The organism is Syntrophorhabdaceae bacterium (genome assembly GCA_035541755.1).
GTDB lineage: Bacteria > Desulfobacterota > Syntrophorhabdia > Syntrophorhabdales > Syntrophorhabdaceae > PNOF01.
Window position 1 is genome coordinate 1 of the sequence record DATKMQ010000110.1, and the last position, 25,413, is coordinate 25,413.

Annotated in this window: 27 protein-coding genes and 1 tRNA gene; 20 read left to right on the plus strand and 8 right to left on the minus strand. The window is 51.2% G+C overall.

The features are described 5' to 3' along the window. Positions 1–254 precede the first annotated feature (254 nt). Positions 255–335: transfer RNA gene (locus tag VMT62_11330), tRNA-Arg, on the minus strand. Between the two features lie 590 nt (positions 336–925). Here VMT62_11330 and VMT62_11335 point away from each other — a divergent pair. The 7 genes from VMT62_11335 (at position 926) to VMT62_11365 (ending at position 9,939) form a co-directional block, all read left to right on the plus strand. Continuing rightward, positions 926–1,090 (plus strand): hypothetical protein, encoded by a 165-nt coding sequence (locus VMT62_11335; GenBank protein HVN97014.1) that lies wholly within the window; start codon positions 926–928, stop codon positions 1,088–1,090. 1,144 nt (positions 1,091–2,234) lie between these two features. Beyond that, complete coding sequence (locus tag VMT62_11340) at positions 2,235–4,307, plus strand: FAD-dependent oxidoreductase (protein HVN97015.1); 2,073 nt, start codon at positions 2,235–2,237, stop codon at positions 4,305–4,307. A gap of 91 nt (positions 4,308–4,398) precedes the next feature. Continuing rightward, positions 4,399–5,952: an ABC transporter substrate-binding protein gene (locus VMT62_11345; protein HVN97016.1), complete on the plus strand. Its 1,554-nt coding sequence runs from the start codon at positions 4,399–4,401 to the stop codon at positions 5,950–5,952. Between the two features lie 158 nt (positions 5,953–6,110). After that, positions 6,111–7,028 carry an ABC transporter permease gene (locus tag VMT62_11350; GenBank protein HVN97017.1) on the plus strand — a complete coding sequence of 306 codons (918 nt, stop codon included), beginning with the start codon at positions 6,111–6,113 and terminating at the stop codon, positions 7,026–7,028. Positions 7,029–7,077: 49 nt separating this feature from the next. Beyond that, positions 7,078–7,938, plus strand: coding sequence for an ABC transporter permease (locus VMT62_11355; protein HVN97018.1), 861 nt, complete (start codon positions 7,078–7,080; stop codon positions 7,936–7,938). A 22-nt stretch (positions 7,939–7,960) separates the two neighbouring features. Further along, positions 7,961–8,950 carry an ABC transporter ATP-binding protein gene (locus tag VMT62_11360; GenBank protein HVN97019.1) on the plus strand — a complete coding sequence of 330 codons (990 nt, stop codon included), beginning with the start codon at positions 7,961–7,963 and terminating at the stop codon, positions 8,948–8,950. Between the two features lie 2 nt (positions 8,951–8,952). Beyond that, entirely contained in the window at positions 8,953–9,939 is a 987-nt protein-coding gene (locus tag VMT62_11365; GenBank protein ID HVN97020.1) for an ABC transporter ATP-binding protein, read from the plus strand. Positions 9,940–9,994: 55 nt separating this feature from the next. On the opposite strand, the gene VMT62_11370 is transcribed toward VMT62_11365, so the two are convergent. Beyond that, complete coding sequence (locus VMT62_11370; protein ID HVN97021.1) at positions 9,995–10,279, minus strand: hypothetical protein; 285 nt, start codon at positions 10,277–10,279, stop codon at positions 9,995–9,997. 338 nt (positions 10,280–10,617) lie between these two features. Between VMT62_11370 and VMT62_11375 the strand changes: the two genes are divergently transcribed. From VMT62_11375 to thyX, 3 genes are read left to right on the plus strand one after another with little or no spacing between them, the layout of a single operon-like run. After that, complete coding sequence (locus VMT62_11375) at positions 10,618–11,337, plus strand: helix-turn-helix domain-containing protein (protein ID HVN97022.1); 720 nt, start codon at positions 10,618–10,620, stop codon at positions 11,335–11,337. A 50-nt stretch (positions 11,338–11,387) separates the two neighbouring features. Then, positions 11,388–11,762 carry a hypothetical protein gene (locus tag VMT62_11380; protein ID HVN97023.1) on the plus strand — a complete coding sequence of 125 codons (375 nt, stop codon included), beginning with the start codon at positions 11,388–11,390 and terminating at the stop codon, positions 11,760–11,762. Positions 11,763–11,786: 24 nt separating this feature from the next. Next, positions 11,787–12,527: an FAD-dependent thymidylate synthase gene (thyX, locus tag VMT62_11385; protein HVN97024.1), complete on the plus strand. Its 741-nt coding sequence runs from the start codon at positions 11,787–11,789 to the stop codon at positions 12,525–12,527. A gap of 190 nt (positions 12,528–12,717) precedes the next feature. On the opposite strand, the gene VMT62_11390 is transcribed toward thyX, so the two are convergent. The 5 genes from VMT62_11390 to VMT62_11410 form a co-directional block, all read right to left on the minus strand. Then, positions 12,718–13,206: a hypothetical protein gene (locus tag VMT62_11390; GenBank protein ID HVN97025.1), complete on the minus strand. Its 489-nt coding sequence runs from the start codon at positions 13,204–13,206 to the stop codon at positions 12,718–12,720. After that, a complete protein-coding gene (locus tag VMT62_11395) occupies positions 13,182–13,616 on the minus strand; it encodes an arsenate reductase ArsC (protein ID HVN97026.1) in 435 nt (144 codons plus the stop codon). The genes VMT62_11390 and VMT62_11395 overlap by 25 nt, the downstream gene beginning before the upstream one ends. A 126-nt stretch (positions 13,617–13,742) precedes the next feature. Beyond that, positions 13,743–13,964: a hypothetical protein gene (locus tag VMT62_11400; GenBank protein HVN97027.1), complete on the minus strand. Its 222-nt coding sequence runs from the start codon at positions 13,962–13,964 to the stop codon at positions 13,743–13,745. Positions 13,965–14,088: 124 nt separating this feature from the next. Then, positions 14,089–15,174, minus strand: a complete 1,086-nt coding sequence (gene arsB / locus VMT62_11405; GenBank protein HVN97028.1) for an ACR3 family arsenite efflux transporter — start codon at positions 15,172–15,174, stop codon at positions 14,089–14,091. A 2-nt stretch (positions 15,175–15,176) separates the two neighbouring features. After that, positions 15,177–15,545 carry a metalloregulator ArsR/SmtB family transcription factor gene (locus tag VMT62_11410; protein HVN97029.1) on the minus strand — a complete coding sequence of 123 codons (369 nt, stop codon included), beginning with the start codon at positions 15,543–15,545 and terminating at the stop codon, positions 15,177–15,179. 142 nt (positions 15,546–15,687) lie between these two features. On the opposite strand from VMT62_11410, the gene hgcA reads away from it, so the two are divergent. The 6 genes from hgcA (at position 15,688) to VMT62_11440 (ending at position 20,284) form a co-directional block, all read left to right on the plus strand. After that, on the plus strand, positions 15,688–16,809 hold the full coding sequence (gene hgcA, locus VMT62_11415; protein ID HVN97030.1) for a mercury methylation corrinoid protein HgcA: 1,122 nt from the start codon (positions 15,688–15,690) through the stop codon (positions 16,807–16,809). A 9-nt stretch (positions 16,810–16,818) separates the two neighbouring features. Next, entirely contained in the window at positions 16,819–17,109 is a 291-nt protein-coding gene (gene hgcB / locus VMT62_11420) for a mercury methylation ferredoxin HgcB (protein ID HVN97031.1), read from the plus strand. A 135-nt stretch (positions 17,110–17,244) separates the two neighbouring features. After that, the gene (locus VMT62_11425; GenBank protein HVN97032.1) at positions 17,245–17,766 is read left to right on the plus strand and encodes a DUF2284 domain-containing protein; all 522 of its coding nucleotides are present in this window, start codon (positions 17,245–17,247) and stop codon (positions 17,764–17,766) included. Between the two features lie 24 nt (positions 17,767–17,790). Beyond that, positions 17,791–18,315, plus strand: coding sequence for a ferritin family protein (locus VMT62_11430; GenBank protein HVN97033.1), 525 nt, complete (start codon positions 17,791–17,793; stop codon positions 18,313–18,315). A gap of 35 nt (positions 18,316–18,350) precedes the next feature. Further along, positions 18,351–18,488 (plus strand): rubredoxin, encoded by a 138-nt coding sequence (locus VMT62_11435; protein HVN97034.1) that lies wholly within the window; start codon positions 18,351–18,353, stop codon positions 18,486–18,488. A 218-nt stretch (positions 18,489–18,706) separates the two neighbouring features. Then, entirely contained in the window at positions 18,707–20,284 is a 1,578-nt protein-coding gene (locus VMT62_11440) for an ABC transporter substrate-binding protein (GenBank protein ID HVN97035.1), read from the plus strand. 145 nt (positions 20,285–20,429) lie between these two features. Here VMT62_11440 and VMT62_11445 read toward each other — a convergent pair whose 3' ends face one another. Beyond that, on the minus strand, positions 20,430–22,298 hold the full coding sequence (locus tag VMT62_11445; protein HVN97036.1) for an ATP-binding cassette domain-containing protein: 1,869 nt from the start codon (positions 22,296–22,298) through the stop codon (positions 20,430–20,432). Positions 22,299–22,776: 478 nt separating this feature from the next. On the opposite strand from VMT62_11445, the gene VMT62_11450 reads away from it, so the two are divergent. The 4 genes from VMT62_11450 to VMT62_11465 are packed head-to-tail and all read left to right on the plus strand — an operon-like array spanning position 22,777 to position 25,412. After that, the gene (locus VMT62_11450; protein ID HVN97037.1) at positions 22,777–23,436 is read left to right on the plus strand and encodes a MotA/TolQ/ExbB proton channel family protein; all 660 of its coding nucleotides are present in this window, start codon (positions 22,777–22,779) and stop codon (positions 23,434–23,436) included. Continuing rightward, the gene (locus VMT62_11455) at positions 23,433–23,846 is read left to right on the plus strand and encodes a biopolymer transporter ExbD (protein ID HVN97038.1); all 414 of its coding nucleotides are present in this window, start codon (positions 23,433–23,435) and stop codon (positions 23,844–23,846) included. Before VMT62_11450 ends, VMT62_11455 begins: the two co-directional genes overlap by 4 nt. After that, complete coding sequence (locus tag VMT62_11460; GenBank protein HVN97039.1) at positions 23,839–24,603, plus strand: TonB family protein; 765 nt, start codon at positions 23,839–23,841, stop codon at positions 24,601–24,603. The genes VMT62_11455 and VMT62_11460 overlap by 8 nt, the downstream gene beginning before the upstream one ends. Continuing rightward, a complete protein-coding gene (locus VMT62_11465) occupies positions 24,600–25,412 on the plus strand; it encodes an undecaprenyl-diphosphate phosphatase (GenBank protein ID HVN97040.1) in 813 nt (270 codons plus the stop codon). The genes VMT62_11460 and VMT62_11465 overlap by 4 nt, the downstream gene beginning before the upstream one ends. Position 25,413: the final 1 nt, after the last annotated feature.

A 25,413-nucleotide genomic window follows, 5' to 3' on the forward strand; every position in this document is an offset into this window, starting at 1 on the left:
ACGGGAAACGTGAGCCGGAAACCGGCGAAGGCGGCAGGTTACCAAGGCTGAGATGCCATCAGGAGCAACCATTTCTTTCGGTAATCCGCAGTTCTTCATAATATGCCCAATGCTTGACTCGTAGGTGAAAGAGAGAGTAATCCCTTATGTATAGAAAGTACATAACAGCCGGATGAACCTCAAAAGTTACCTATATGTTACCTATGAGTATAAAAGAGACTATGGTGCAATGTGTAACTTATTGATATTATTAATGCGCCCAGCAAGAATTGAACTTGCAACCTTTGGATTCGTAGTCGTCTGCAATATCCTCACGATCTTTTCCCGATCACCGCCCGTTCCTTACCCATTCTTGATCTATAAACATTTTTACAGTAATGTCTTCCGTGAGCTTATGGGGGATTACGCTATGTCTACTGTACAAAAACTATACAAGACGCGATGCTAACACCTACAACTAAATGATTTCGTTTTTATGAAGGGACGAGAATTACGGATCGAAACAAGCACAACATACGCTTGACCTGCAACCCGAACTTGGCGCTTTGTACATCAATATTCTAGCACAAAGCGTTACAGGCCGGGTTGTCAACGGTGAGATGGCTCTCTCTTTGGCAGATGATGGCGGTTCAAGGATTAAACAGGCAGGCTCTTCTCGCTGTTTGCCGGCTGATGTTTAGGGCTTTGGATATTGCCTGATACGACAGGCCCAAAGCGTGCAATTGGTTTGCTTTGTCGGCTAATGTCTTGTATAATATCCGCTGCTGATTCACGTAAATAAGGATGTCAGCAGAGATCTCGGATGCGGTTCGAATAGGTTGCATTCGGGTCCGCCATATGTGTTCAATAATTTCATTAGATTTTAGATCAACTGTCTAAAAAAGAAGACGCCGACCAACTTTCTGAGAAGGAAATCCAAAAATTTGTGAAGAAGACAACTCCTCCTTCAAAAATAGATAGGCTCATTGGAGAAATAGAACGAATTCTGGGGGAAAGGAGAATTACGGATGATGGCCAGGTGAGGCGGATATCCAACTCTATAAGAAACGATCCCGGCATATCGGGGATAGTTAATCCAAAGGGACATTAGCTCCCGTTTCCCTCTGTGTGGCTTCAGCATCTCCGTCACTTCTTCGTTGCCGAGGGCGTCAATAAACTTCCTTCGCCGGGCTTTACACCCTTGCGCACCGAGGATCTGTTCGAAATCATTCAATTCGTACCCGCAAAAAGTTACCTCTGTTTTACTTCTAATTTCTTTGACTGAAGGACGGTCATTTCTTGAACAAGGCACGAATCAGGAGCAAGCCACCGCCGATGATCATAACGGCAATCATCGGAACAAAAAGCAAGAGCACGGGAAAAAGAATAGGGCTGCCGCCTGATAGCTTGTATATAAAACCTATGGAGTATTTGAGGATCACGTTGGATACTCGGTCCTTGAGTGATTGAGGCGCAAGGAACGGTGGGTAACGGAGCAACCCCCAAAAAAAGGTAAAGTGCAAGGGTCGTAGACTACAAAGGGATTGTGGATGACTAATGGCAGTCCCGGAAGGGCTTTTCTATTATCTTATCGTTCTGTCGTACGAAAAGCAATATAGAAGCAAAGAGAGTCGCGCCGGATACGGCGGCGGTCAGAGGTACCGTGGCAGCGCTAAAATACAATTCAACATATACGTTGACTTCAAACATGGTGCTGGTGTAATGGTATTAACAAGGAAAGATGACCAGAGCTCGTTCCAGACAAGTGCGCAAACGATACGAGTCCCAGATTGTGCGGCCTTTGTGTCTCGGCAGGCTCAGTAGTCGATACGTACGTATATTCGAGGCGGGAGAGGGCGCTTTGTGTAGGCCTGTCAAAGCTCAGACCCGGCAATCAGGTTGCAGATGTGGTTGGCGCATTTCCGAGGAAACACGGAACCAAGGATTCGTGACCGGGCTCTGGTGCGGTTATCGAATGGGAATGGACCTCGGAGATGGCATAGGGCGCCTTGAAGGCGATTACACGCAAATAAAGGATGGCATGGTCCTTACACCACCCCCAGATCATGATGTAGGACCGCGAGGAGGGGTTGCTTCTGGCAGACACATTTGCAGTCACAGAGGATGGACCGCAGAATCTTTCACGAACGGTTTGCGAATTGAAGTCCCTTGCGCCGGACAGCTCGGGAGTGTAGAATGGACGGTGTAATTACTGCGGCACCTCGAAACACGTTCTGCTTGAGAGGCAAATAGCATTGATAAACAATCGGCGATTTGAAAAACTTCTGGAACCTGCTCGCATCGGTTCGGTGAGGACCAGAAATCGGATCATAAAGTCTGCTGCCGGCCTTCAATATTGGATTCAAGGTGATAACCCGGTATCTGAAAAAGCCAAATTTCTCTATGAAGCTTACGCCAGAGGCGGTGTAGGTCTTATCATCATGGAGAGCCCGTCCATCGAGAAGGGCGGTAAGAGTTTCCGACTCGACAGGGAATCTCACGTTCAGGCCATGTCTGAGGTGACTCATCTGATCCATAAGCATGGTTGCCCCGTCTTTGTGCAACTGGCTGATATGGCAAACTGGAAACTCACCCCAACGGCCGACGCACCCAGGGCCCCTTCCTCTGTCTGCGTCTATTCGGAAATGGATAATCACAATACAATGCCCCGTGAATTGACTGCCACCGAGATTCAAGAGATTGTCCAGAAATTCGTGACGAATGCGGAAGGAGCGAGTAAGGCTGGATTCGACGGGGTGGAGGTTAATGCGTCCTGCAGCCACCTGATACATACGTTTCTGTCGCCCTTCTGGAACAAGCGTGATGATGAGTACGGATCACAAAATATGGAAAACAGGACACGATTTCTTGTCCAGATCATCAGCCACATCAAGCAACGTTTGGGAAGGGATTTTCCCGTCACGGTCCTTATCAACGGTATTGAAACAGGTAAGCTCGTTGATGTAGACCAAAGCGAGTGCCTCACACTCCACGAGGGTTTAGAAGTAGCCCGCTTTATCGAAAAAGCGGGTGCCGACGCGATCCAGGTCCGGTCTCAATGGATTGGAAGGCACGACGCCTCTTTTCTCACAGACCATCTTTTTTATCCCGAACCCCCTGTCCCGCTAAGCTCATTTCCCAAGGAACTGGATATGAGCCGCCGCGGCGCAGGAGCGAATGCGTCCATGTCTCACGCGGTAAAAGGGGTAGTTTCTATCCCGGTCGTAACTGTAGGCAGGCTTGATCCTGTGCTGGGGGAAAAGATACTCCGTGAGGGCAAGGCTGACTTTATCGCGGTAACGAGACGTCTTTTTGCGGACCCCGAGTTTCCAAACAAGCTTGCGACTGGAAAGGCTGACGACATCGTGCCTTGTACCTCTTGTACCTGTTGCAAAGCAGAAAACGCGCCTCGACGGTGCAGGATAAACGCTGCCATAGGGACGACAAAGACCTATGGAATTGAAAAGGCTGGAACAAAGAAAAAGGTAATAGTGATCGGCGGCGGCCCTGCCGGCATGGAAGCAGCGAGAGTGGCTGCCTTGAGGGGACATGCGGTCACCCTCCTAGAAAAATCCTCCCGGCTTGGTGGGCTAATCCCATTGGCAGCGATGGTCAAGGGGCTCGAAATTGAGGACCTGCCGGCGATAGTGCGGCACCTGAAGAACCAGATCAACAAATTAGGTGTAACCGTAAGGGTCTCAACGGAAGCAAATCCCGCATTGATTGAAAGAATGCGGCCCGATGTGGTCATATTGGCCGCGGGGGGCATCCCTGTCGATCCCGAAATACCCGGTATCGAAGGCTCAAACGTGATAAGAACCGCCGAACTCCATCGCACGCTGAAATTCTTCCTGCGGCTGGTCGGACCCAGAAACTTACGGCGACTTACAAGGCTCTGGATGCCTGTCGGTAAACGGGTTGTTATAATAGGCGGCGGTATTGCAGGATGCGAGCTTGCCGAGTTCCTGGTCAAGCGGGGCAGGAAGGTCGTCATCGTCGATACGGCGGACAGTTTGGGAGAAGGCATGATACATCATTTGAAGCTGCAGCTCTTCTGGTGGTTCCGAAAAAAAGGCGTAGTCATGTTGCCGGGGGTACAACCCGAAGAGATTACCGACGGGGGGCTGAAGGTGCTCAGGAAAGAGGGGTACAGACAGACCATCGAAGCGGATAGTATCATACCCGTCCCACCCATGAAGCCCAACGCGGAATTGCTGAAAAGTCTTCACGGAAAAGTCCAGGAAGTGTACGCGGTTGGGGACTGCAGCGATCCCCGGCTGATAGCAGATGCCATTGCCGATGGATGGAGAATTGCCAACTCGATATGACAAGACCCGAAGGACATAACGTAAGGAGCAAAACGGCCCTGTGGTTTCGGGGCAGCTACAGCCCTTGTCTAAATTCAACACACGGAGGTGCATGATGAAAAACAAGAGGTTAACCGCGTTCATTTGTTCGGCCCTGGTCTTATTGTTCCTGAGCCTCATAACCGTTGGAACGACGGCCGGAGCGCCTGCGGCAAAGTCCCAGCAAAAAATAACCATAGCGGTCGCGGCCGAGCCCGATACGCTCGATCCAACGACAACTAGGTTCAGCGTCACCTCCGCGCCCATCAGCAACAATATCTTCGAAAGGCTTGTAGATTTGACGCCCGATGGGAGATTTGTGCCCGGTATTGCTTCGTGGACCGTGTCGCGTGACGGAAAGGTAGTGGAGTTCGTTCTGCGAAAAGGGATCAAGTTTCACAGTGGGGATCCGCTTACCACCAGAGACGTAGAATTCAGCCACAACAGGGCTCTCAAGACAAATCCCACACACCAGCGCGCAATGAGAAATCTGGACAGATTCGAAATTGTCGATGACTACAAATGCAGGTTCATCTTCAAGATACCTGATGTCCTCTTCATACCTACGCGTTCTCTCGCCATCGTTTCCAAAACTTATTATGACAGGGTGGGTGAAAACGAATTCGTCTCCAAACCAGTCGGAACAGGCCCGTACAAATTCGTTGAGTGGAAGTTGGGAGAATACATAGATATTACGGCAAACGACAGCTACTGGGGGACCAAACCTCAGGTCAGACAAGCGCGTTTCAGATTTATCAAAGAGGACTCAACACGGGTGGCTACGCTAAAGTCCGGAGAGGCAGACATTATTATGTCCACGCCGTATGCAATGGTGAAGGACGTCGAATCTGCCGGCTTCCGCACCGCGCGGCTGCCGACCCACCCGCCCACTTCCATCCAATTCCATAACAACAACCCTGACGTCCCGTGGTACGACAAGCGGGTTCGTCTTGCCATCGCCTATGCTATTGATGGAGACAGTATCGTGAAGAATCTGTTTCAGGGGATTCCAGGGCGTTACGCAAGGCTCGCCCCCGGTGAGCTCGGTTATGATCCCACGCTCAAACCGTACCCTTACGATCCGAAAAAGGCAAAGGAGTTGCTCTCTCAGGCTGGGTATTCCAAGGGCTTTGAAATGCCGCTCTACTATTTTTCAGGAAGAGTGGCTGGCCAAAAAGAGACCGCTGAAGCCGTCGCGCTCTATCTCAACGCCGCGGGTATTACCTGTAAGGTTCAGGGGATAGACGCCCCGCAGATGCTGGATAAAGTCAGGGCATGGCATGACGATCCCAAGGCGGTCTACGTGGGCCTTGCCACGGTTCCCATGGCCCACTTACCCGAACCCACAGAGGCTTTATCAACCGGCTACTATTCCAAACAGCGAATGGCGGTTTATTTCAACCCTAAGTTGGACGCACTGATTGAGACAATCGAGACGACGATAGATAACAAGAAACGGGGTGAACTGATCAAAGCCGCCATCAAGATGATACATGACGATGTGGCAACTATTCAGATTTACACAGCCACCGACGTTTACGCGATGAAACCCAATGTAGAGTTTACGTTGACAAAGAAAAACCGGGAGCCCTTGATGCTCATTAAGGACGTGAGGATTAAGAATTAGATCTATGGCGGGTAACCAGCCATAGAGCGCGGCCTGCCTTATACAAGGTTCATCGCGAAAGACCATGGCGGATCATAGATGCTCGTTTATGGGTTAAGCCTCGAAGGGAAGCTTATGAACAAGTGTAGACTATACCATTCTGCGGCATATAGGGAAGCATGAGAAGATATATATTAAAACGATTGATGCTTGGCCTTCTGACGCTCATCGGTGTGAGCATCATTATATTCGTGGCAGTTCGGCTTTCCGGTGACCCTGTTCTGCTCCTTGTATCAGCGGACGCGTCGCAGGAAGAGATTCAAAGGGTCAAAGTGGAACTCGGCCTCGACAAACCCATCCCGATACAGTATCTAATTTTTATGAAAAATTCCGTGAAGGGCGATTTCGGTCGTTCCACGCGGTATCATCGCCCTGCCTTGGAACTCGTGCTCAACCGTTTGCCTGCAACTATACAGTTGGCCCTGCTCGCCTTTTTGGTTTCGGTTGGCTTGGGCATAACCATAGGCGTGATTTCCGTGACACGAAAGGGTTCATGGCTGGATTTTTCGGGGAAGACTTTTGCTATGCTCGGGCAGGCCATGCCCGAATTCTGGATCGGCATCATGGCCATGCTCATATTCTCGGTAAAGCTCGGCTGGCTGCCTACGAGCGGCAGAGGAGGGCTTACGCATCTTATTTTGCCAAGCCTGACTCTCGGATGGTTTTCGGCGGCATCGATCATGCGGCTTACCCGTTCATCCATGCTCCAAGTCATGGGGAGTGAGTATATAAAGACCGCACGCCTCAAAGGAAATCCCGAATGGGTGGTGGTCTGGAGACACGCCCTTCGTAATGCCCTGATCCCTGTTATTGCTATGGGTGGAATCCAACTCGGCCGGCTTTTGGGCGGCGCGGTCATCGTGGAAAGCATATTCGGGTGGCCGGGACTTGGTCAGCTTATATTGGACGGCATTTACAGCCGCGATTATTCGATTGTTCAGACAGGTGTCTTTGTTACGTCAACGTTTTTTATACTGCTGAACCTTGCGACGGATATGACCTACGGCATCATAGATCCGCGGATACGTTATGAATAGGCGATGTCATGATGTTCAGAGATTTCATCGACGTAGGTAAGGGAAGGATATGAGCGAAACGCCTTCGTATCGTGGGGTATGGCCGACGATCAAAAGACTGCCACTGCTGCCGGCGCTTCTCCTTATGCCGATTCTCCTATTCGGAACGTTAGGTCCGTTGTTCTATAGCCACGATCCGGTGGCCATGAATCCCGCTCACTCTATGCAGCCACCATACTTGTTCGGCGGACAGGCCAGTTACTTTCTCGGTACCGACCACCTGGGACGGGATGTTTACAGTAAGATCGTGGAGGGGGCCAGAGCCTCTCTCGTTGTGGCTGTCACGGGTGTGCTTCTGGCAGGCGTTCTGGGCATCTTCTTGGGTATGGTTGCCGGGTATTTCGGCGGATGGATAGATGAAGTGATTATGAGGATTGTCGATATACAGATGTCCATACCGGCTATTCTCCTTACTATCCTTATCAGCGCGGCGCTGGGCGGAGGGTTAATAACCATAACGATCTGCGTGGCGCTTGTGTTCTGGACCCAGTATGCGCGGATAATCAGAGGAGAAACCTTGAGCATCAAAGAACGCGAGTTTGTATTATTGGCCCGTATGGCGGGATGCGGAACGGGCAGGATGTTTGTCAGACACATTATGCCCAACCTCGTGAGTACGAGCACCGTCGTCGCTACATTGCAGCTCGGACGCGCCATCATCATAGAGGCATCGATCACCTTTCTGGGCCTTGGAATACAGCCGCCCAAGACCGCCTGGGGCCTGATGATGGCCGAAGGCAGGATGTATCTCTCAACCGCATGGTGGTTGCCAGCATTTGCAGGTTTTGCCATAGTGATAACCGTTTTAGGTGCAAACATGATGGGCGATTGGATCAGGGACCGGCTGGACCCGAAATTAAAACAACTATGAGCGCACTAGAGGAGCGCCAGCGATGGCAGAGAAACAGCACCTGTTAACGGTTCAGGATTTAAGGACCTACTTTTACACACGCGTCGGTGTGGTTAAGGCAGTGGATGGCGTGAGCTTCCATCTTGATGCTGGTGAGGCCCTCGGTATGGTTGGTGAATCAGGCTGCGGTAAAAGCGTAACGTGCCACTCAATCGTGAGACTCTTGCCTCCCGCGGGGTCCCATATCGTCGGAGGAAAGATCCTTTTTGAAGGGGATGACTTGGTTCAAAAAAAAGAAAGGGAGATGAAGCGGTGGCGCGGCAAGCAAATCGGCATGATATTGCAGGACCCTCTCGTATCGCTCAACCCTGTGCATACAATCGAAAGACAGGTGGGAGAAGCGATACGGCTTGATAACAGAAGACAGAACAAAGGTTTCATCCGGCAGAAAGTAATAGCTATGCTCGAACGGGTCATGATCCCTTCGGCAAAGCTAAGGCTGAGCCAGTATCCATTTCAGTTCAGTGGAGGTATGAGGCAGAGAGTGCTCGCAGCGATTTCGCTCGCTCGCCAACCAAAACTCATTATCGCAGATGAACCTACGACAGCCCTCGATGTGACCATACAGGACCAGTTCCTGAGGCTCCTCAAAGAATTGCAGCGGCAATATGGGTTGGCTTTGTTGCTTGTTACCCATGACCTGGGACTTGTAGCAGAGACCTGCGACCGGGTAGCGGTCATGTACGCAGGCAGGATCGTGGAAACGGGAAGTGTGGAAAAAGTTTTTGATGATCCGGCCCATCCGTACACCAGGGCTCTCATGATGGCTCTGCCCGAATTGGAGACGAAGAAGAAAAGGCTCTATCAGATACAGGGTGAGCCGCCCAGCTTGCTCAATCCTCCGTCGGGATGCAGCTTCTCGCCGCGGTGCAGTGAGGTCATGGAAATTTGTCGAAAAGAATACCCTCCCTCAATGCCCACAGAAGCAGGTGGCGTAGCAGCCTGCTGGCTATGGGCGAATAGATCGGATTAGTGATGGAACCGCTTCTTGACATTCAGGGTTTGACCAAACACTTTTTCATACCTGCCAATGGATTCTTGCGCAGAGGGTATAGTACATTGAAAGCCGTTGACGGGGTAAGTTTTTCCGTAGCCAAGGGAACATGTTTTGGCATAGCTGGAGAATCAGGCAGTGGAAAGACCACAATCAACAAACTTATACTTCTTGCTGAAAAGCCAACAGCCGGCAAGATTCTCTTTGAGAGCAAAGATATCACTGCCTTCAACCGGCAGGAGATCATTTGGTACCGCACCCGCGTACAGCCCGTTTTTCAAGACGCCTCAAGCTCTTTAGACCCTAACATGCGGATCATCGACATCGTGAGCGAGCCTTTAGATATACAGCAAAAGGAGATACCCCGCAGGGCAATCCTGTTAAAAGCGCAGGAGATATTGCGGCTTGTGGGCATTGGACCGGAAAGCTTACGAAAATATCCTCACGAATTGAGCGGAGGGCAGAAACAGCGGGTGGCCATAGCGAGGGCCATTATTCTTGACCCGGCGCTTGTCATACTTGATGAGCCTGTGTCGGCGCTCGACGTATCCATTAGGGCCCAGATCTTGAACCTTCTCGCTGATATTCAGGAACAACGTCATTTGACCTATCTGGTTATTGCCCACGATCTCGCTATGCTTCGACAGATAACCACACACGTGGCTGTGATGTACCTTGGAAAAATCATGGAGACGGGAGAAACCGAGCAAGTGTTTGATCACCCCTCTCATCCGTATACAAAAGGGCTTCTTCAGGCGGTTCCTCGCTCCAAACCGGGTCAACGTAAAGAACGCCCCGCACTCTACGGGGAAATTCCGGATCCCCTGAACCCGCCCATGGGCTGCCGATTTGGTCCGCGCTGCGAACACCGCATTCAGGGCTGCGATGAATTAGATCCGCCGCTCATGCGCGTCGCAGAAGGCCATTTCGTGGCGTGCGCCAGGTTCCCCGAGGGAGGTACTCCATAATGATGGCAGGAAAGTAAACCTCCGGGGTACCCCGTCCGCTATGTGCCTGGTAGGGTTAGAGATTTTTCTGAGGTTTGCGCCAGTCTACCTTGGCGTTTCTCAGCGAGGAGACAGCCTTTTCGAAGAGCGACGTGTCCTTTGGCCTCTTCGAGGTCTCTTCCGGTTGCTTCGTCTGCTCTTTCCAATCTGGCATCTTTGCCTTCTCCGCTATCTCCCGAGTCGCTTTCAACAGGCCGTCCATAACTAAGTTGCCTAACCCGCCGCCGGTGTAATACTTGCGCTTCGGCGTATCGGAGTCTTTGTTCTGTTTCTGGGTTTGATCGCTTATACCTGCCTCCATTATTAGCATACTCCAAGTGCATGAACTTGCCAAAAAGTTCTTAATTGTGGACAGTGCACAAAGAGATATGGACAAGATCACTCTTCTGAGCGGTAACCGCCAGTCAATGAGACCTAAGGGGCTGGTATAGGACCATATTTATGGTAGGTTCATTTTTTCGCGCAAACCCAATACAGGCTTAGAGATTATAGAATTCAAGTCCTTACCTCTCTGCCATTTGGTTATTTGACCTGCATTATAGCTATGAGAATCCCACCTTCCTTGCCATCAACCCACGGTTGATTTATTTGAACTTTGAGTCCCTTGATTCAGGGAGAATTCCATTATACATATATACAATGAACGTTGGTCAGAAGATACGCAGGTTGAGAGAAGAGCGCGGATTGAAACAGATTAATCTGGCGAACGCGCTACAGGTCAGCCCGCAAGCGGTTTCAAAATGGGAACGGGGTTCCAATCAACCTGATGTTGATGCCTTGATAAAGATCGCACGGTTGTTCGACGTGAGCACCGATTATCTGTTGGGTATTACAGACGCCGCAAACGGTATTTTTGAGGCCACGGTTCTCTGTTCGGGTATTGCGCATTTTGCCGAGCGAGCGGCGTCAATGACATCCAAAGAAACGGCCGATTACGTGAATGTCCTTTTCTATCACCTTACAGAATCGGCGCTCAAGTTCGACGGCGTGCCGGTCAAATGTGTAGGAGACGGTTTCCTCAGTTTCTTTTCCGGTCCGCACCATGCTGACCGGGCTGTTAAAGCAGCGCGCCACGCCAAGAAGGTGATCTTCCAGAAGGAGCTCGTCATCGCGCTTAACTCCGGGGACATCTATCTTGGGCTCGTGGGGCATCCTCATTACGCTATGCGTGATATCGTGGGGGAGACGGTCAACAATGCCTTTATCATACTGGAATGGATTTCAAGGAATTGCCCGTCCGGCATCGGCACCACTGAAGCGGTCATAAAAAGGCTGAAGGAGGCCTATAAAACAAGGCTCCATCCGAAAGTTGCCGTGGATCTGATCAAAAAGGCTTTTGATATCTACGAGATTCTATAGACGGCTGAGGCTCGCGGCACGCGCAGCACAATATTGTGAAGGAGTCCGCGTTGAGGAAAAAAGTAAATATGAAACGTTACGGACTATACCTTATCCGCTGGCAGCTATCTACCCCGATTCTTGCGGGCGTCCTCATCGTGCTTGCAGGAATGGGCAAACTAACTGGCACGGTCATTGCGAACTTCATCGGCGGCCTCATCTTCTTCTGGGTAGATATGTTCATTTTTACGTCGAAGAACCTTTCCGTGCAGTGGGAGGTTAAAGACGCAATGGTTTGTACAGACTGCGGAAGAGAAACACGCGGTTACCGGATAGTGAGGGCAGCCGAATACGACCGCTCGGAGGTTCCTAATCCGGAGTACCGCTGTGAAGCCTGTTCCAGCAAAAAGACAGAGGACTTAAGACTGCGCGGTATCGGTGTCTGATACTCTTATTCGCAGAGGATTACGGTGAAAACTGAACTTAAAGTACTTCTCACGGGCCACACCCCGGAAGCGGAAAAAGCGATCAGTGCGGCGGCCAAACTCTGCTATAGCCCCCTCGGTGTGGAAGATGTTCTTTCTTCCGTCGAGAAGACGGACAATAATGCATTTTTGAGAGGGCTTATCGCCGCCGGGCATCTAAGCCCCATCGAGCATGCTTCATTCACGTTTGCTATAGAAGGGATATCACGGGCATGTTCTCATCAACTCGTCCGGCATCGTCTGGCGTCATACAGCCAGCAATCTCAACGCTACGTAGACGAAAAGCGATTCAATTATATCATTCCTCGTTCAATCGAGGACGACGATCAATTGAAAATCCGCTTCGAAGAACTCATGGGACATATTCAGAAGAGCTACCAAGACCTGGTGGATGCGCTGTGCCAGGCTGGTCACGATATAGAGAACGCCCGGGAAGATGCACGCTTCATTCTGCCGAATGCCGCGGAGACAAAGATCGTGATGACTATGAACGCCCGCGAGCTTCTCTACTTCTTCAGCTTACGATTATGCAACCGGGCGCAGTGGGAAATTCGTGCGTTGGCCTATGCAATGTTGCGGCTCGTACAACGTGTTGCACCGGTGATATTCGAACGGTCAGGTCCGCCATGTGTAACGGGAAAATGTCCCGAGGGAAGTAAATCCTGCGGAAAGGCGGACGAAGTGCGGCAGAAATTTACCGTCAAGGACAAAGAAGATCAAACGTAGATTGATGAAGGACTGCCAGGAAGGACGGACCCACACTTGGGCTATGGTAGTTGGTTCTACAACGGCCCATACCGGCGGGTCATTCTCTTCCCGGAAGGCGTAAAGCACTGACCGAACTTTAGTTGTACCCCCCCGAGAATCTTTCTGTGGCAACAGCAGTGACATCACGGTCTTCCTTGCGTATGACCCATCAGGGATAAAGACCCCATAGCCTCCCTTTTTCTCGTAACATGCCGACGAGTAATAGCACGGCGGACAAGACAAAGATAAGGGGACACAGCCTGAATGCTATGAAATCTATCTTAAATCCGGTGAGTAGCGAGACCACAGCCATCGTCACAAGCATGACCAAACACAGAATGTAGACCGCTTTCTTCGCCCCCGCCCCCGCGCTCTTGATGAAGGTGATTGTTATAATAAGCGATCCGATAAAAATGAGGGTAAGGCCCTCGTTTATCCATTCCATCAGGATAATCCGTTTGTTGTTGAGCGTGATGTCACCAAAACCACGGACAATACTACTCGCTGGAAAAAGATGGGCGATACCCCACAGAATGGTCAGAACCCCGGAAATGGTAAACTGCAGTTTCCCCTTCATGTCTGTCCCCCTTCTGAAATGACCATTGATTGCCTCATCGTTCGTGAAGAGCGGTTTCATGTCGTCACTTCTCTGACCCATCTCTCGATCCTTTCTTTTATCGCATCTCTGACAGTCCGCATTTTCGAGAGCCTCTCTTCGCGGGTTCCGGTAAAGGCGGAAGGGTCTTCAAAGCTCCAGTGGAGCTGTGCGGTCAACAGGCCGGGGAAAACCGGGCACGTCTCGGCGGACGCGGCATCACAGACCGTGATAACGTAGGAGAAGAGTTCTCCCTTTTTGAAAAGGTCAAAGACGCTCTTAGTCTTCTTGTGCGAGATATCGATGCCGATCTCCCTCATGACCTCAACGGCAAGAGGATGGAGCGTTCCGGGTTCAAGCCCGGCACTATCGGCTTCAAACCTGTCTCCAGCGAGAAAGTTGAGAAACGCCTCAGCCATCTGACTCCGGGCGCTGTTGTGCACGCAGACAAATAAGACCCTTTTCTTATCCATGTCATTTCCTCCTACTAATCTTTACAAACATCGTAGAAGATTCCAGCCGGCTTCTATACCGTATCAGGAAGATGCTTCCTCTCAACCCGGAGCATAAGCCATTGGATACTGATATCGGCCGCAATATCACTTGTCTTTCTCCCTTTGATCCTTGAGATATTGCCGGTATTCCTTGAGCAAAGCGTAGGTATACTCTTTTCGAGCCTTTTCAGATGAGGGTATATAGTTCTTATAAGCTTCCAATCTTGTGACGATCTTTTCGGCGGCGGCGTTCGCCTGTCTTCCTTCAGAATAGAGTTCGGCGAATGTCTCATCCAAACCGAAAATACCAGCCTGCGAATCGTCCACGAACTTCAGTACGCGCCAGCTAACTGGTGGCGGTGTATAATCATCCCCTCAGTCCACTCATCCTGCTTTGAAATGTGCCATTCTTTGCCTCGCTTTCAGTTATTTAATCTGACGACTTGTCGTCTCATTTGCATGTATAGTAACAGACCCCGCTTGGCGCTTCTACCGCGTATAGAAAGTACTTCTTCTTAAACCAGAGGGCAAGGTGCACGAGATTAATAAGCACGGGCACTTCCACAAGAGGGCCGATGACAGCGGCAAAGGCCTCGCCGGAATTGATCCCGAAGACAGCGACTGCAACGGCAATAGCAAGTTCAAAGTTGTTCGAGGCGGCGGTAAAGGAAAGTGTGGCAGCTTGTCCGTAGTGGGCCTTCACCTTGGCGCTCATAAAAAAAGAGAGCAGGAACATGACGACGAAATAAATGAAAAGCGGTATGGCTATCCTCACCACATCAAGAGGTATTTTGATTATGTACTCACCTTTGAGAGAGAACATGACGAGTATGGTGAAGAGGAGGGCAATAAGCGTGATGGGGCTTATCTTTGGGACGAAGCGCTCGTGATACCAGGCCTTGCCCTTGATACTCATTAAAGCAAATCGGGTTATGACACCGGCGATGAAGGGAATGCCGAGATAGATGAAAACGCTTTTCGCAATCTGGCCGATGGTAATATCAACGACCATTCCTTTGAGGCCGAGCATCGGGGGTAAGACCGTGATGAATATGTAGGCATATACGGAGAAGAAGAGGACTTGAAAGATGGAATTGAAGGCCACAAGACCTGCGCAGTATTCGGCATCCCCTTTTGCGAGGTCATTCCAGACGATGACCATGGCGATGCACCGGGCAAGACCGATCATAATGAGACCGATCATGTACTGCGGATAATTTCTGAGAAAGGCAATAGCGAGGATAAACATAAAAATCGGGCCGACTACCCAGTTCTGCACGAGGGAAAGCAGAAGAACTCGCCAGTTCTTGAATACTTCACCCAGTTCTTCGTATCTGACCTTGGCGAGTGGCGGATACATCATGAGGATGAGACCAATGGCGATAGGGATGTTGGTTGTCCCCGTTTGAAACCGATTCCAGAAGCCGACAACGCCTGGAGAGACATACCCCCAGAGAACACCCACAAACATGGCGAGAAAAATCCAGAGCGTCAAATAGCGATCAAGAAATGAAAGTCTTCGGACGGGATCATCCATGCTCACGCGCTCCTGCAGCACCCGGCGGCCATATCGGCGAATTCCGCTGACCTCAACGCGATGAAGGCTTCCAATCGTTGTCTATCGTCTGCTATATCTTCATCCTTTACCCGCTCAGCGATAGAAAGAAAGATGAGCCGCTTAAACAGGTCCGATTCGTTGAGGCGGTAATGCATCCACTTCCCCTCCCGTCTATCCCTTACGAGCCCTGAATCCTTGAGAACTTTCAAATGAAAGGAGACTTTGGACTGCGACATATTAACGGCGGCTACGATGTGGCACACACAGAGTTCACCCTCCTCAAGGAGCTTCACAATCCGTAATCTTGTTTCATCGGATAATGCCTTGAATAGTGAGAGAAGTTCTTTCACGCTATCCTCCACTTATATCAATGTCATTTAATATTTATAATATAAATTTACATATATGTCAACCATATCAGTAATTAACAATCAAACAAATATTGATATGAACGCCTTGACAAGCACCTCGGAATGTTCTATTATGAAGCATATGGAAGCTCTGCCAATCATAAAGCCTGTGGCCCGCGAAACTCAACCTTGCTGAGGCCCCTCAGAAAAGCGGGGCCCGATGAGGCCTCCTCGTATTGATCAACCTTTTGTCACAGGTACAATCGAAACCCCCGCCGGTCCTGTGCCCACGGTATCGAATGTCTTTAGCCGTACTGACCTCATGGGCGCTTTCAAGGTGCGATGGGGAATCGGGCGGATGAAATACAGGGTGGATCCGGGTCTTTATGCAATAGGGGCTCCGGATGCCGAATCTCCCGTCTTCGTCACGGCGAACTACAAGCTCACGTTCGATCTGGTTCGAAGAGCCCTTTTTTCGGTAGACGGGTGGATACTTGTGCTCGACACGCTTGGTATTAACGTGTGGTGTGCCGCAGGCAAAGGCACCTTCGGGACCGACGAGCTAGTGGATCGTATCGAATCGAGTCGCCTTGCCCATGTGGTAGCTCACAGAAAGCTCATACTTCCTCAGCTTGCGGGACCGGGCGTGGCTGGTTACGAGGTCAAGAAACGCTGCGGTTTTCAGGTTATATACGGACCTGTAAGGGCTCAAGATATACCTGAATTCGTGAGTCAGGGTTTCAAGGCGGAAGAACCGATGAGAACAAAAAGGTTCGAGTTTATGGAAAGGCTGGCGCTTGTCCCAATGGAAATCGTGCCGGCCGTGAGAGGCGGGCTTATTGTTGCTGCGGGGCTCTTTGTCATATCGTTTCTTGTTTCAGGCCTCGTAATATCGAAGGCGTATGCCTGGTCTATGACCCCTGCCCTCGCGATCGGGGCTTCCATCGTTGCGGGTGCTGTACTCACCCCGCTTCTGCTTCCGTGGCTCCCCGGCCGGGCTTTTTCCGTGAAAGGACTGGTTATGGGTCTTTTATCGGCTCTGTCGGTCATCTTCTTTGTCCACGGCCTAAGTTTTCTCGAAACGGTCGCGCTTCTCATCTCAATTCCCGCCATGGCTGCCTATCTTGCAATGAATTTTACCGGCGCGTCCACATTCACCTCGCTGTCCGGTGTGAAAAAGGAGATGCGCTTTGCCCTTCCTCTTGAGATTGGCGGTATCGGAGCGGGTCTCATCTTATGGATCATTGCCATTTCAGGAGGGTAGGGGGACGACATGCAATCCATGCTGTATCTCAAAGACGTAGTCACCCTTGTCCACAGGCCAGAGGCGTGCAACGGTTGTGGGGTGTGCCTTACCGTTTGTCCTCGGCGGGTGCTACGACGCTCTAACGGAAAGATCGAAATCGGCGAGCGCGATGCCTGCATTGAGTGCGGTGCCTGCCAACGCAATTGTCCTCACGGCGCACTGACAGTCAGGGCAGGCGTAGGCTGTGCTTCAGCGCTTATAAACCAAAAGCTCGGCAGGAAGCAGGCGTGTTGTGTTGCTGACGAGACGTCGGGTTGACCCGGTCACGCCGGTATCCTTCTGCAGCCGTCAAGCATCAAACAGAACGTCGTCCGATAATCAAATACCACGAGAAATCATCCGTGTTTACTGGCTTGACCAATCCCGCAATCTGGCCTATATTGTTAAAATCGAATGAAAAAGGCTTCGACCTACATCGCTCAAGTCCTTACCCGGGGCGTAGACCATGCAGTCCTTGTGGATACGAGCCGCGTCTTCACCGCCCCATGGGTGAGACTAAAATGCCAGTTCGGCTGTGCCGGGTACGGACAAACCCTTACCTGTCCGCCTTTTTCCCCGACCCCCGATCAGATGCGCTCTACTCTCGACTCGTACCGCCATGGCATACTTCTTCACCGCCACTGGAAGAAGGATCAAAAAGATATGGAAAAATTGAGCGATGTTGTCGTGGACCTGGAGACCATGCTTTTTCTTGACGGTTATTACAAGGCTTTCGGCATAGGCAGCGGTCCGTGCGCGGGGTGTAGAACCTGTGACACCACGGCGAGCTGCAAGCACCCGGAGCGTGCACGACCTTCCATGGAAGCCTGCGGCATCGATGTTTTCAAAACTGCGAGGGAGCATAACCTGCCCATTAGAGTTGTGCGTGAGCGCGGGGAAGAACGGGACATGTACGGTCTCGTACTCATGGAATAGACGCGCACAACAAGGAGATGTCCTATGGATGATAAAGACCGCCTCAATGCATTGGAAGTGGCCCTGAACAACGAAACAAGGGAACGTGAATTCTATCTAAAGAATGCACAGAGAACAAGCAATCGCCTGGGCAAGGCCATGTTTGAGCGGATTGCCCTCGACGAACTGGAACATTACAATCGACTCAAAGAGCTTCATCGTACATGGGAGAAGCAGGAAAAATGGCCCGAATCCGTTCCGCTCACCGTGAACAACACGAATATCAAAGACATCCTTCTCAATACGATCAAGGACCTCGACAAGGCGGCCAAGGCGGATTCTGGCGACCTTGATGCCATCAAAACGGCCGTGGAGTTTGAGAACAGGGGGACCAAGTTTTACGCGGAATTGAGGGACGCCTCCACGGACCCCAAAGAAAAGGAATTCTTCAATCTGCTCTCCGTGATCGAGCGCGAACACTACATGTCGTTAAGAGACGCCGAAGAGTATCTCACGAGCCCGGATACATGGTTCATAAAGGTCGAGCACCACTCTTTCGACGGCGCTTAGGAGTAGACTATAAAATATACGTGAGGGAGGTAAGTATGGTCTGGGTATGTTCCGTGTGCGGTTACCGCTATGAGGAGGATGTTGAAAAGGTGCCATTCGATCAGTTACCCGATGATTGGACCTGTCCGATCTGCAATGCGCCAAAGAGCGCTTTTGAAAAATCAGCCACGTAGGAAGAACAGATTCTCACGTTTCTCTTCCCGGCTTCATGGTACCCCTTTTTAAAAAGGGGTACCATGAAGAAAACATTCTCACTAATCACCCGATATGGAGACACTAATTGAGAACAGGGGCTCGCAGAGAGTACGACTGTGACAGTTGCCTATCCGGTTTTCCTGTGCTAAAGTTACGGAAAGAGTAAGGGAACACATAATCAATGGAGGAGGAAAGCATGAGAACCATGAGACGCAAAAGTTTTGACGTGTCGGCCGGATTACTCTGTTGTGCCCTGATATTCGCTGTTTGTGTTCCGCTGGTCTTTTCCGCAGAAACGGCCAAACCCAAAGCACCGCTCCCCCGGTACGGCGGGACCATGAGGGTGGCTGACCGGTTTGACGGCATATCGATCGGCTACCCGCCGAAGATGCCGAACAGTTACAGTCAGAGGCAGGCCGTTCCCGCATTGGAAACGCTCTTTCGTCTTGACAAGACAGGGAAGGCGACCCCGTGGCTCGCTACCGGCTTCAAGGAAGATGCGAAGGGCAAAACCATCCTTCTCACCTTGAGAAAAGGGGTGAAATTCCATGACGGCACGAATTTCAATGCCGAGGCGGTGAAGTGGAATTTGGATCTGTATGCGTCGGTCAAGACCCCGGGGACGGAGAAATTCAAATCGATTGATATCGTTGATGAGTTTGCAATCCGCATCAACCTCGCCGAATGGGATAGCACCGTGACGAGCGGCTTCACCCAGAGGCTCGGCATGATGATATCGCCTACGGCCTACAAGAAAAACGGCGAAGAATGGTGCGCGAGCCATCCTGTGGGCACGGGTCCGTTCGAGTTCGTGAGTTGGGAAAAGGGGACCTCTACCGTGTACAAGAAGTTTCCCGGCTACTGGCAGAAGGGTAAGCCCTATCTGGACAGGATAGAGTACTATGCGATAAACGACTCCATCACCAGACTGCTTAGCTTCAAGAAGGGCGAACTGGAGGTGCTTCTCTCGCCCGACGCCAAAGACTTAGCGGATTTGAAAAAGGACGGGTACGCGGTGAATAACCCGAGAGTGGGTTCAGGGGCTATGAGCCTTATGCCCGACTCGGCAAACCCCAAGTCACCCTTCTCCGACCTCAAGGTACGCCAGGCTGCAGAGCATGCCATCGACACGGAGAAGATCGTCAAAACAATCTACCACGGCGAGGCGGAGCCGGCCACCCAGTGGATCTACAAAGGCCATTGGGCCTATAACCCGGCGGTCCGAGGGTATCCTTATAACCCGGCCCTGGCCAAGAAGCTGCTCGCTCAAGCGGGCTATCCGAACGGATTCAAAACAAAGATAACCTACCGCGTGAACCCGCAGAGCGATCTGGTTTTCACTGCCGTCCAGGGATATCTGGCGGCGGTCGGGATCGATGCGGCGCTCGAGCCGATCCAGCAGGAACGATACAACAAGATCACCCAGGAGGGAGGAAGCTGGGAAGGGCTCATCGAGGACATGTTCTCGCCCTACGTAGACGTAGTGATTCCCATGTCACAGATGTATAGCGGAGGAAACCGATACTTCACCCAGACACTTGCGCCCGCGGATTATGTTAAGGCTATCCAGGATGCGGTCGGTGCCTCCGATTTCAAAATCAAGCAAAAATCAATTCGGGAGGCGATGAAGCTCATGAGCGACAAGTATTGTCTTCAGATACTGCTTCTCTGCCAATCCATGGCCAGCGTGAGCCAGCCCTATGTACATAATCACGGTTTTTACGAAACGCCGGCCATTACGTGGACGCCCGAAGACTCCTGGTTGGGGAAGTAGGCGGCGCGGTTGTAAGGTGCCGATAGTATCGCAGGGACCTGATAATGAAGTGGAGAGCGCATGCGGGATAAGATGAACGAAAAGAGCTTGACCATGCTCGCTGTGGGCGACACATGACCAGGGCTACCAACGCTTGAAAGGGCAGTTATTCTCCGGCAAGCTCTTGTAAGCGGCCTTCGAAAACGGCGGATTTCTTCTCGTACTCGCCGGTTGCCGCGTCAAGTTCTTCGAAGAGTCTCTCGATCTTTATTCCCGCTGTGTAGATGGCGAGCGACAGCGATTCGATGTCTTTTCCCTGCCCGTTTCGCGAGGCCGCGATGAGCGCCTTGTTATCACGGTCGATTGCCGCTTCGAGATCGGTTATCTCCTGTTCGAGGTGGGTAACCTTTTTTTTGAGCGGGGTCAGTACTTTCGACTTATCAGCTATGATCTGCGCCCGTAGCTTCCTCAAATCCTTTTTAGTTGGGACCTTTTCACGCTCTTCGTATGCGATCTCGATGTCTACCGCGGGCGCGGTTCTTTCATCTGCCCAGCCGACCCGTTCCAGAAAGTCTGCGTATCCACCTTCGAAAAGGGTGAGACCGCCTGCGTCGAATACGAGCAGTCTGGTGGCGACGGCCTTGAGAATCATCTCGCTGTGCGTCACGATGATCACGGCCCCGTCAAACTCGTCGATGGCTTCTATGAGCGCGTCTATTGACTCTGCGTCGAGGTGATTGTCAGGTTCATCGAGTAAAATCATGTTCGCCGGTCTGGCGAGAATCTTGCCGAGCATGACCCTGCTGCGCTCACCGCCGGAAAGTACCGAGATCTTTTTCATGGCCTTGTCATCTTCAAAGAGCATAGCGCCTGAGATGGCCCTGGCGCTGGCCAGGGCATACTCCTGGTGGGCGCTTAAGATCTCTTCGAGCACAGTTTTGTTGGGATCAAGACGTTCCACGTTCATCTGCCCAAAGTGGGCCGGCACGAGATTCTGGTTCGGCCGTATTGCGCCCCGTTGGGGCACGAGCTCGCCTGCAATGAGCTTAAGCAGCGTTGTTTTTCCTTTTCCGTTCTTTCCGACAACCGCGATCCGGTCTTTCTTCTTGACCGCTATCTTCAAACCATCAATGATGGGTGGGGCGGCATCTGTGAAAGAGAAGCAGAGATCGTCGATCTCCACGAGCCATTTGCCCGGGAATGGCGCTGCCTTGAATTCAAAATCGAGGCTTCTCTCTTCCACGAGGTTCGCCTTCTTTTCATGTTTCTCGAGCATGCGGATTTTTGATTGGACGGCCCGGGCACGGGTCGCTTGAGCCCTGAACCGGTTGATGAACTGCTCTATTTCCCTGTGTCTCCTCTCATCGTTGATTCTGGTCTTTTCATAAATCTCTTCTTCCTGGATAATCTGTCTATAGAACTTTTCCGTATCACCCGCCACCTTTCTCACCTTTTTGCGGTGTATACCCATGGTGTGAGTGGTAACGCTATCCATAAATGCCCGGGCATGCGTCACGAGAATCATCTCGCTCTTCCAGGTCTTAAGGAATTGGGTCAGCCATCTGATGGACAGGATATCGAGATAGTTAGTGGGTTCGTCAAGAAGCAGCAGATTTGGCTCGGAGACCAGTATCTTCGCGAGGTTCAGTCTTACCTGGTATCCGCCGGAGAGCATCCGTGGATCGAAATCAAACTGCGCGGATGAAAAACCGAGTCCCGAAAGGATCGCTTTTACCCGGTAGCTCTCGTCCCGGCCATCGTCGGACGCGTGCATGTTGGCGCAGGCTTCCTTGAGCACGGATCTCTCGGTAAAGTGGATGTGCTGCGAAAGATAGCTCGCCGTATAGCCTTTGGGCATGGAAATGAGGCCCGAATCGGCCTGGTCCTCCCCCACGATAAGCTTGAGGAGGGTAGTCTTACCGGAACCGTTCCTGCCGGTTAAGCCCGTACGGTCCCCGGCATTTACCGTGAACGTTACGTCATCCAGTATAACTTCTCTGCCGAAAGACTTGGTAAGCCCTGTGACCGTAAGCATTACACACCTTGAGATACGTTCGCTTTAGCCCAATTAGCTTACTGGAATTGTACCCAAAACACAATAACGCGCCAAATCCGCGTTGACGCCGAATTTATGGAGGGTTCCACGGGTCCTGGCGCCTTAAGGGCGGCCATTCTCGAGGCGGTTAATCATTTTATAATTTTTGTTGACAAAAGCACGCGTTTAGTTTATTATTATTCCAGATATGTTAATTAATTCACATACTGGGCATCATAAGTGGCCAAATCCATTAGAGTTTCTGAAAGCGGTAAAATTACACGCCATGGAAATTGAGCTTGGGATGCGCAGACTGTGCGAGTTTTCACAAGCAACATCACCCTTACACTGAAATTACCTCCATAAGCTTCTCATAATAACCCCCCTTCCCCCTGGGAACCCACCCAGGGGGTTTTTCTTTACAACGATGGGAATTTATTGTAATATTTTCCCGCAAATGGACATAAGTAGCGCAAACATGTACACGGGGGGACTCTTAGGTCTTATCCTGGATGCCGGGCCGCTTGCGAAAGTGGTTATCATCATCCTGATCTTCTTTTCCATCATTTCCTGGACCATCATTTTCGTCAAAATCAGGCAATTCGGCAGGGCAGACGAGCAGGGCGACAGGTTCTTTAGAATTATCAAGGACGCCGATTCCTTCAAGAAGCTTGTTTCGGCGTACAAGGAAGGGGGAGACAGCCCCTTCTACCGGCTTGTGCTTGCCTGTTATAAGGAGATAAGCTCGCGGCAACGGGAGAACGCGGGTGAATCCGGTAAGGCGGACGCTATCGCTGCCATAGACAACCTCTTGAAAATAACTGTTGCCGAGGAAGTGGTAAAACTGGAAAGGCGTCTTTCTTTTCTGGCGACCACAGCCAATACAGCACCCTTCATCGGTTTGTTCGGGACCGTCTGGGGCATTATGGATTCCTTCAGGGAAATCGGGGTGAGGGGAACGACAAGCCTGGCTGTTGTCGCCCCGGGCATCAGTGAAGCGCTGATCGCGACCGCCATCGGCCTCGCCACGGCCATACCGGCTGTTCTCGGGTACAACTACTGCCTGGGAAGGCTCAAGCGCATTTCCTCCCGAATGGACAATGCTGCACTGTATCTCATCAATATTATTCAGAAATGAAGAACTCAAGGGAAAGCAAAGGGCCTCTTTCGGAAATCAACGTGGTACCGCTCGTGGATATCATGCTCGTGCTTCTTATCATCTTCATGATTACTGCGCCTATGATGCAGCACGGATTAGGGATTGACGTCCCGCACGTAACTGCCAAACCCTTACCCACAAAAGACGAGCCCCAGATACTTAACATCACGGAGGGGCAGAAACTCATTTTGAACGAGAAGAAACTGGACGTAAGCGATCTCAAGGCGGCAATCCAGTTGCTGTTTGCAAACAAGACAAAGAAGGAAATATTCTTAAGGGCCGACAAAAACGTTCCCTACGGGTTTGTGGTGAAGTGTATGAGTACGATCAGAGAAGCGGGCGTGGACAAGATCAATATCGTAACGAAACCACTGGAAAAAGATGAGTGAAACAGCCTGGTACAGGATGCTCACAATCTCTATCACCCTGCACATTCTCGTCATAGCGGCCTTTACCATACCTGTCAAATTTTCATCCAAAAAAGTCGATCTTTCATCGTCGTACTCGGTAAATCTTGTTGCAGGGACAGGGACTCTTGGTGGGCCGCAGAGAGAGGCGGCACAACCGGTGGCCAAACCACTGCCGGAGAAGCCGGTCGCAGCCAAAGACAGGAAAATGATCGCGAAATCAAGACCTGTGCCTATCCAGAGAGAAAAAGACCTGGTTTCCATCTCGAACAAAAAGGTGCCGGCCAGGGAGGCGACAACACAACAAGAAATGAGCGAGCTTGAAAAACGGCTCAAAGAAATAAGAAGAAAGACAGATTACATCGATGTGACAAAGGCAAGCGGCAGCGGCCCCGTGAGAACGGCAATGGCGGGGAGCGCCGCCGGCGCAGGAAGCGACACTCACGTGAACCCGCTGGAACAGAAGTACTATCTCGATGTGAAAGATAAGATATATGCCGCGTGGAACATGCCGAGCACTGCAGCCGGTAAAAGCAACCTGGAAATGGATGTGGTGATTAGGATACGAAAGGACGGGAAACTTGTTGACGTGAGCGTGGATAAAGGATCGGGAAACCGAATCTATGACGAGTCGGTTATGCGGGCCGTCCGGGTGGCAGAGCCCTATCCGCCTATACCGGCGGCGCTCGACAGGGACTCTATCGAAATAGCGTTTGCATTCAAACCGGAAATACGATGACGGCGCCTGAGAGCATCTTCATGGGTGCCCTCCAGGGCATCACCGAGTTTCTCCCCATTAGTAGCCCTGCCCATCTCATCGTTGTGCCCTGGTTCTTCCACATGCAGGAAGGCGATATAAATAAACTCACTTACGACGTGATGCTCCACCTCGGCACGCTCGCGGCAATCCTCTTCATCTACGGTAAGAAACTCATCCATGTGGTTATGGAAGGTTTGCTCGATTTCAGAGAGGGCCGGGGCAGACAATCGCTGCTTGCGAAGCTCAGCATTGCCACGATACCCGCCGCTTTAGCGGGTATTTTGTTGCAGCATCTCATTGAAAGATACTTGAGAACACCTTTTGTCGCGGCATATATGCTCGCGTTCGTGTCGATCCTCATGATTATCGCCGAGAGGATACACGTGGAAAGAAGGGCCATTTCCTATCCCGTTGCCATTGCCGTCGGTATAGCTCAGGCCGTGGCGCTGATCCCTGGTACATCGAGGAGCGGGGCTACCATTACCATAGGAATGCTCATGGGGCTCAAAAGAAGTGAAGCCGTTGATTTCTCCTTTATGCTCTCCATCCCGATCGTGCTCGGCACCGCGCTATACGAAATGAGACACTTTCAACACGCGAGCCAGGGGGCGAGCTTATATGTTTACGGGGCGCTATCGGCCTTTGTGTTCGGTGCATCGAGCTTGAATTTTCTCATACAATATCTCAAGAGGCACTCTCTCGATATCTTCGCATACTACCGGATCGTGCTCGCCCTCGCTATCCTTCTCGTATCCCTGTGGAGTCACGAGGCCCGTTTGACAGCGTGAG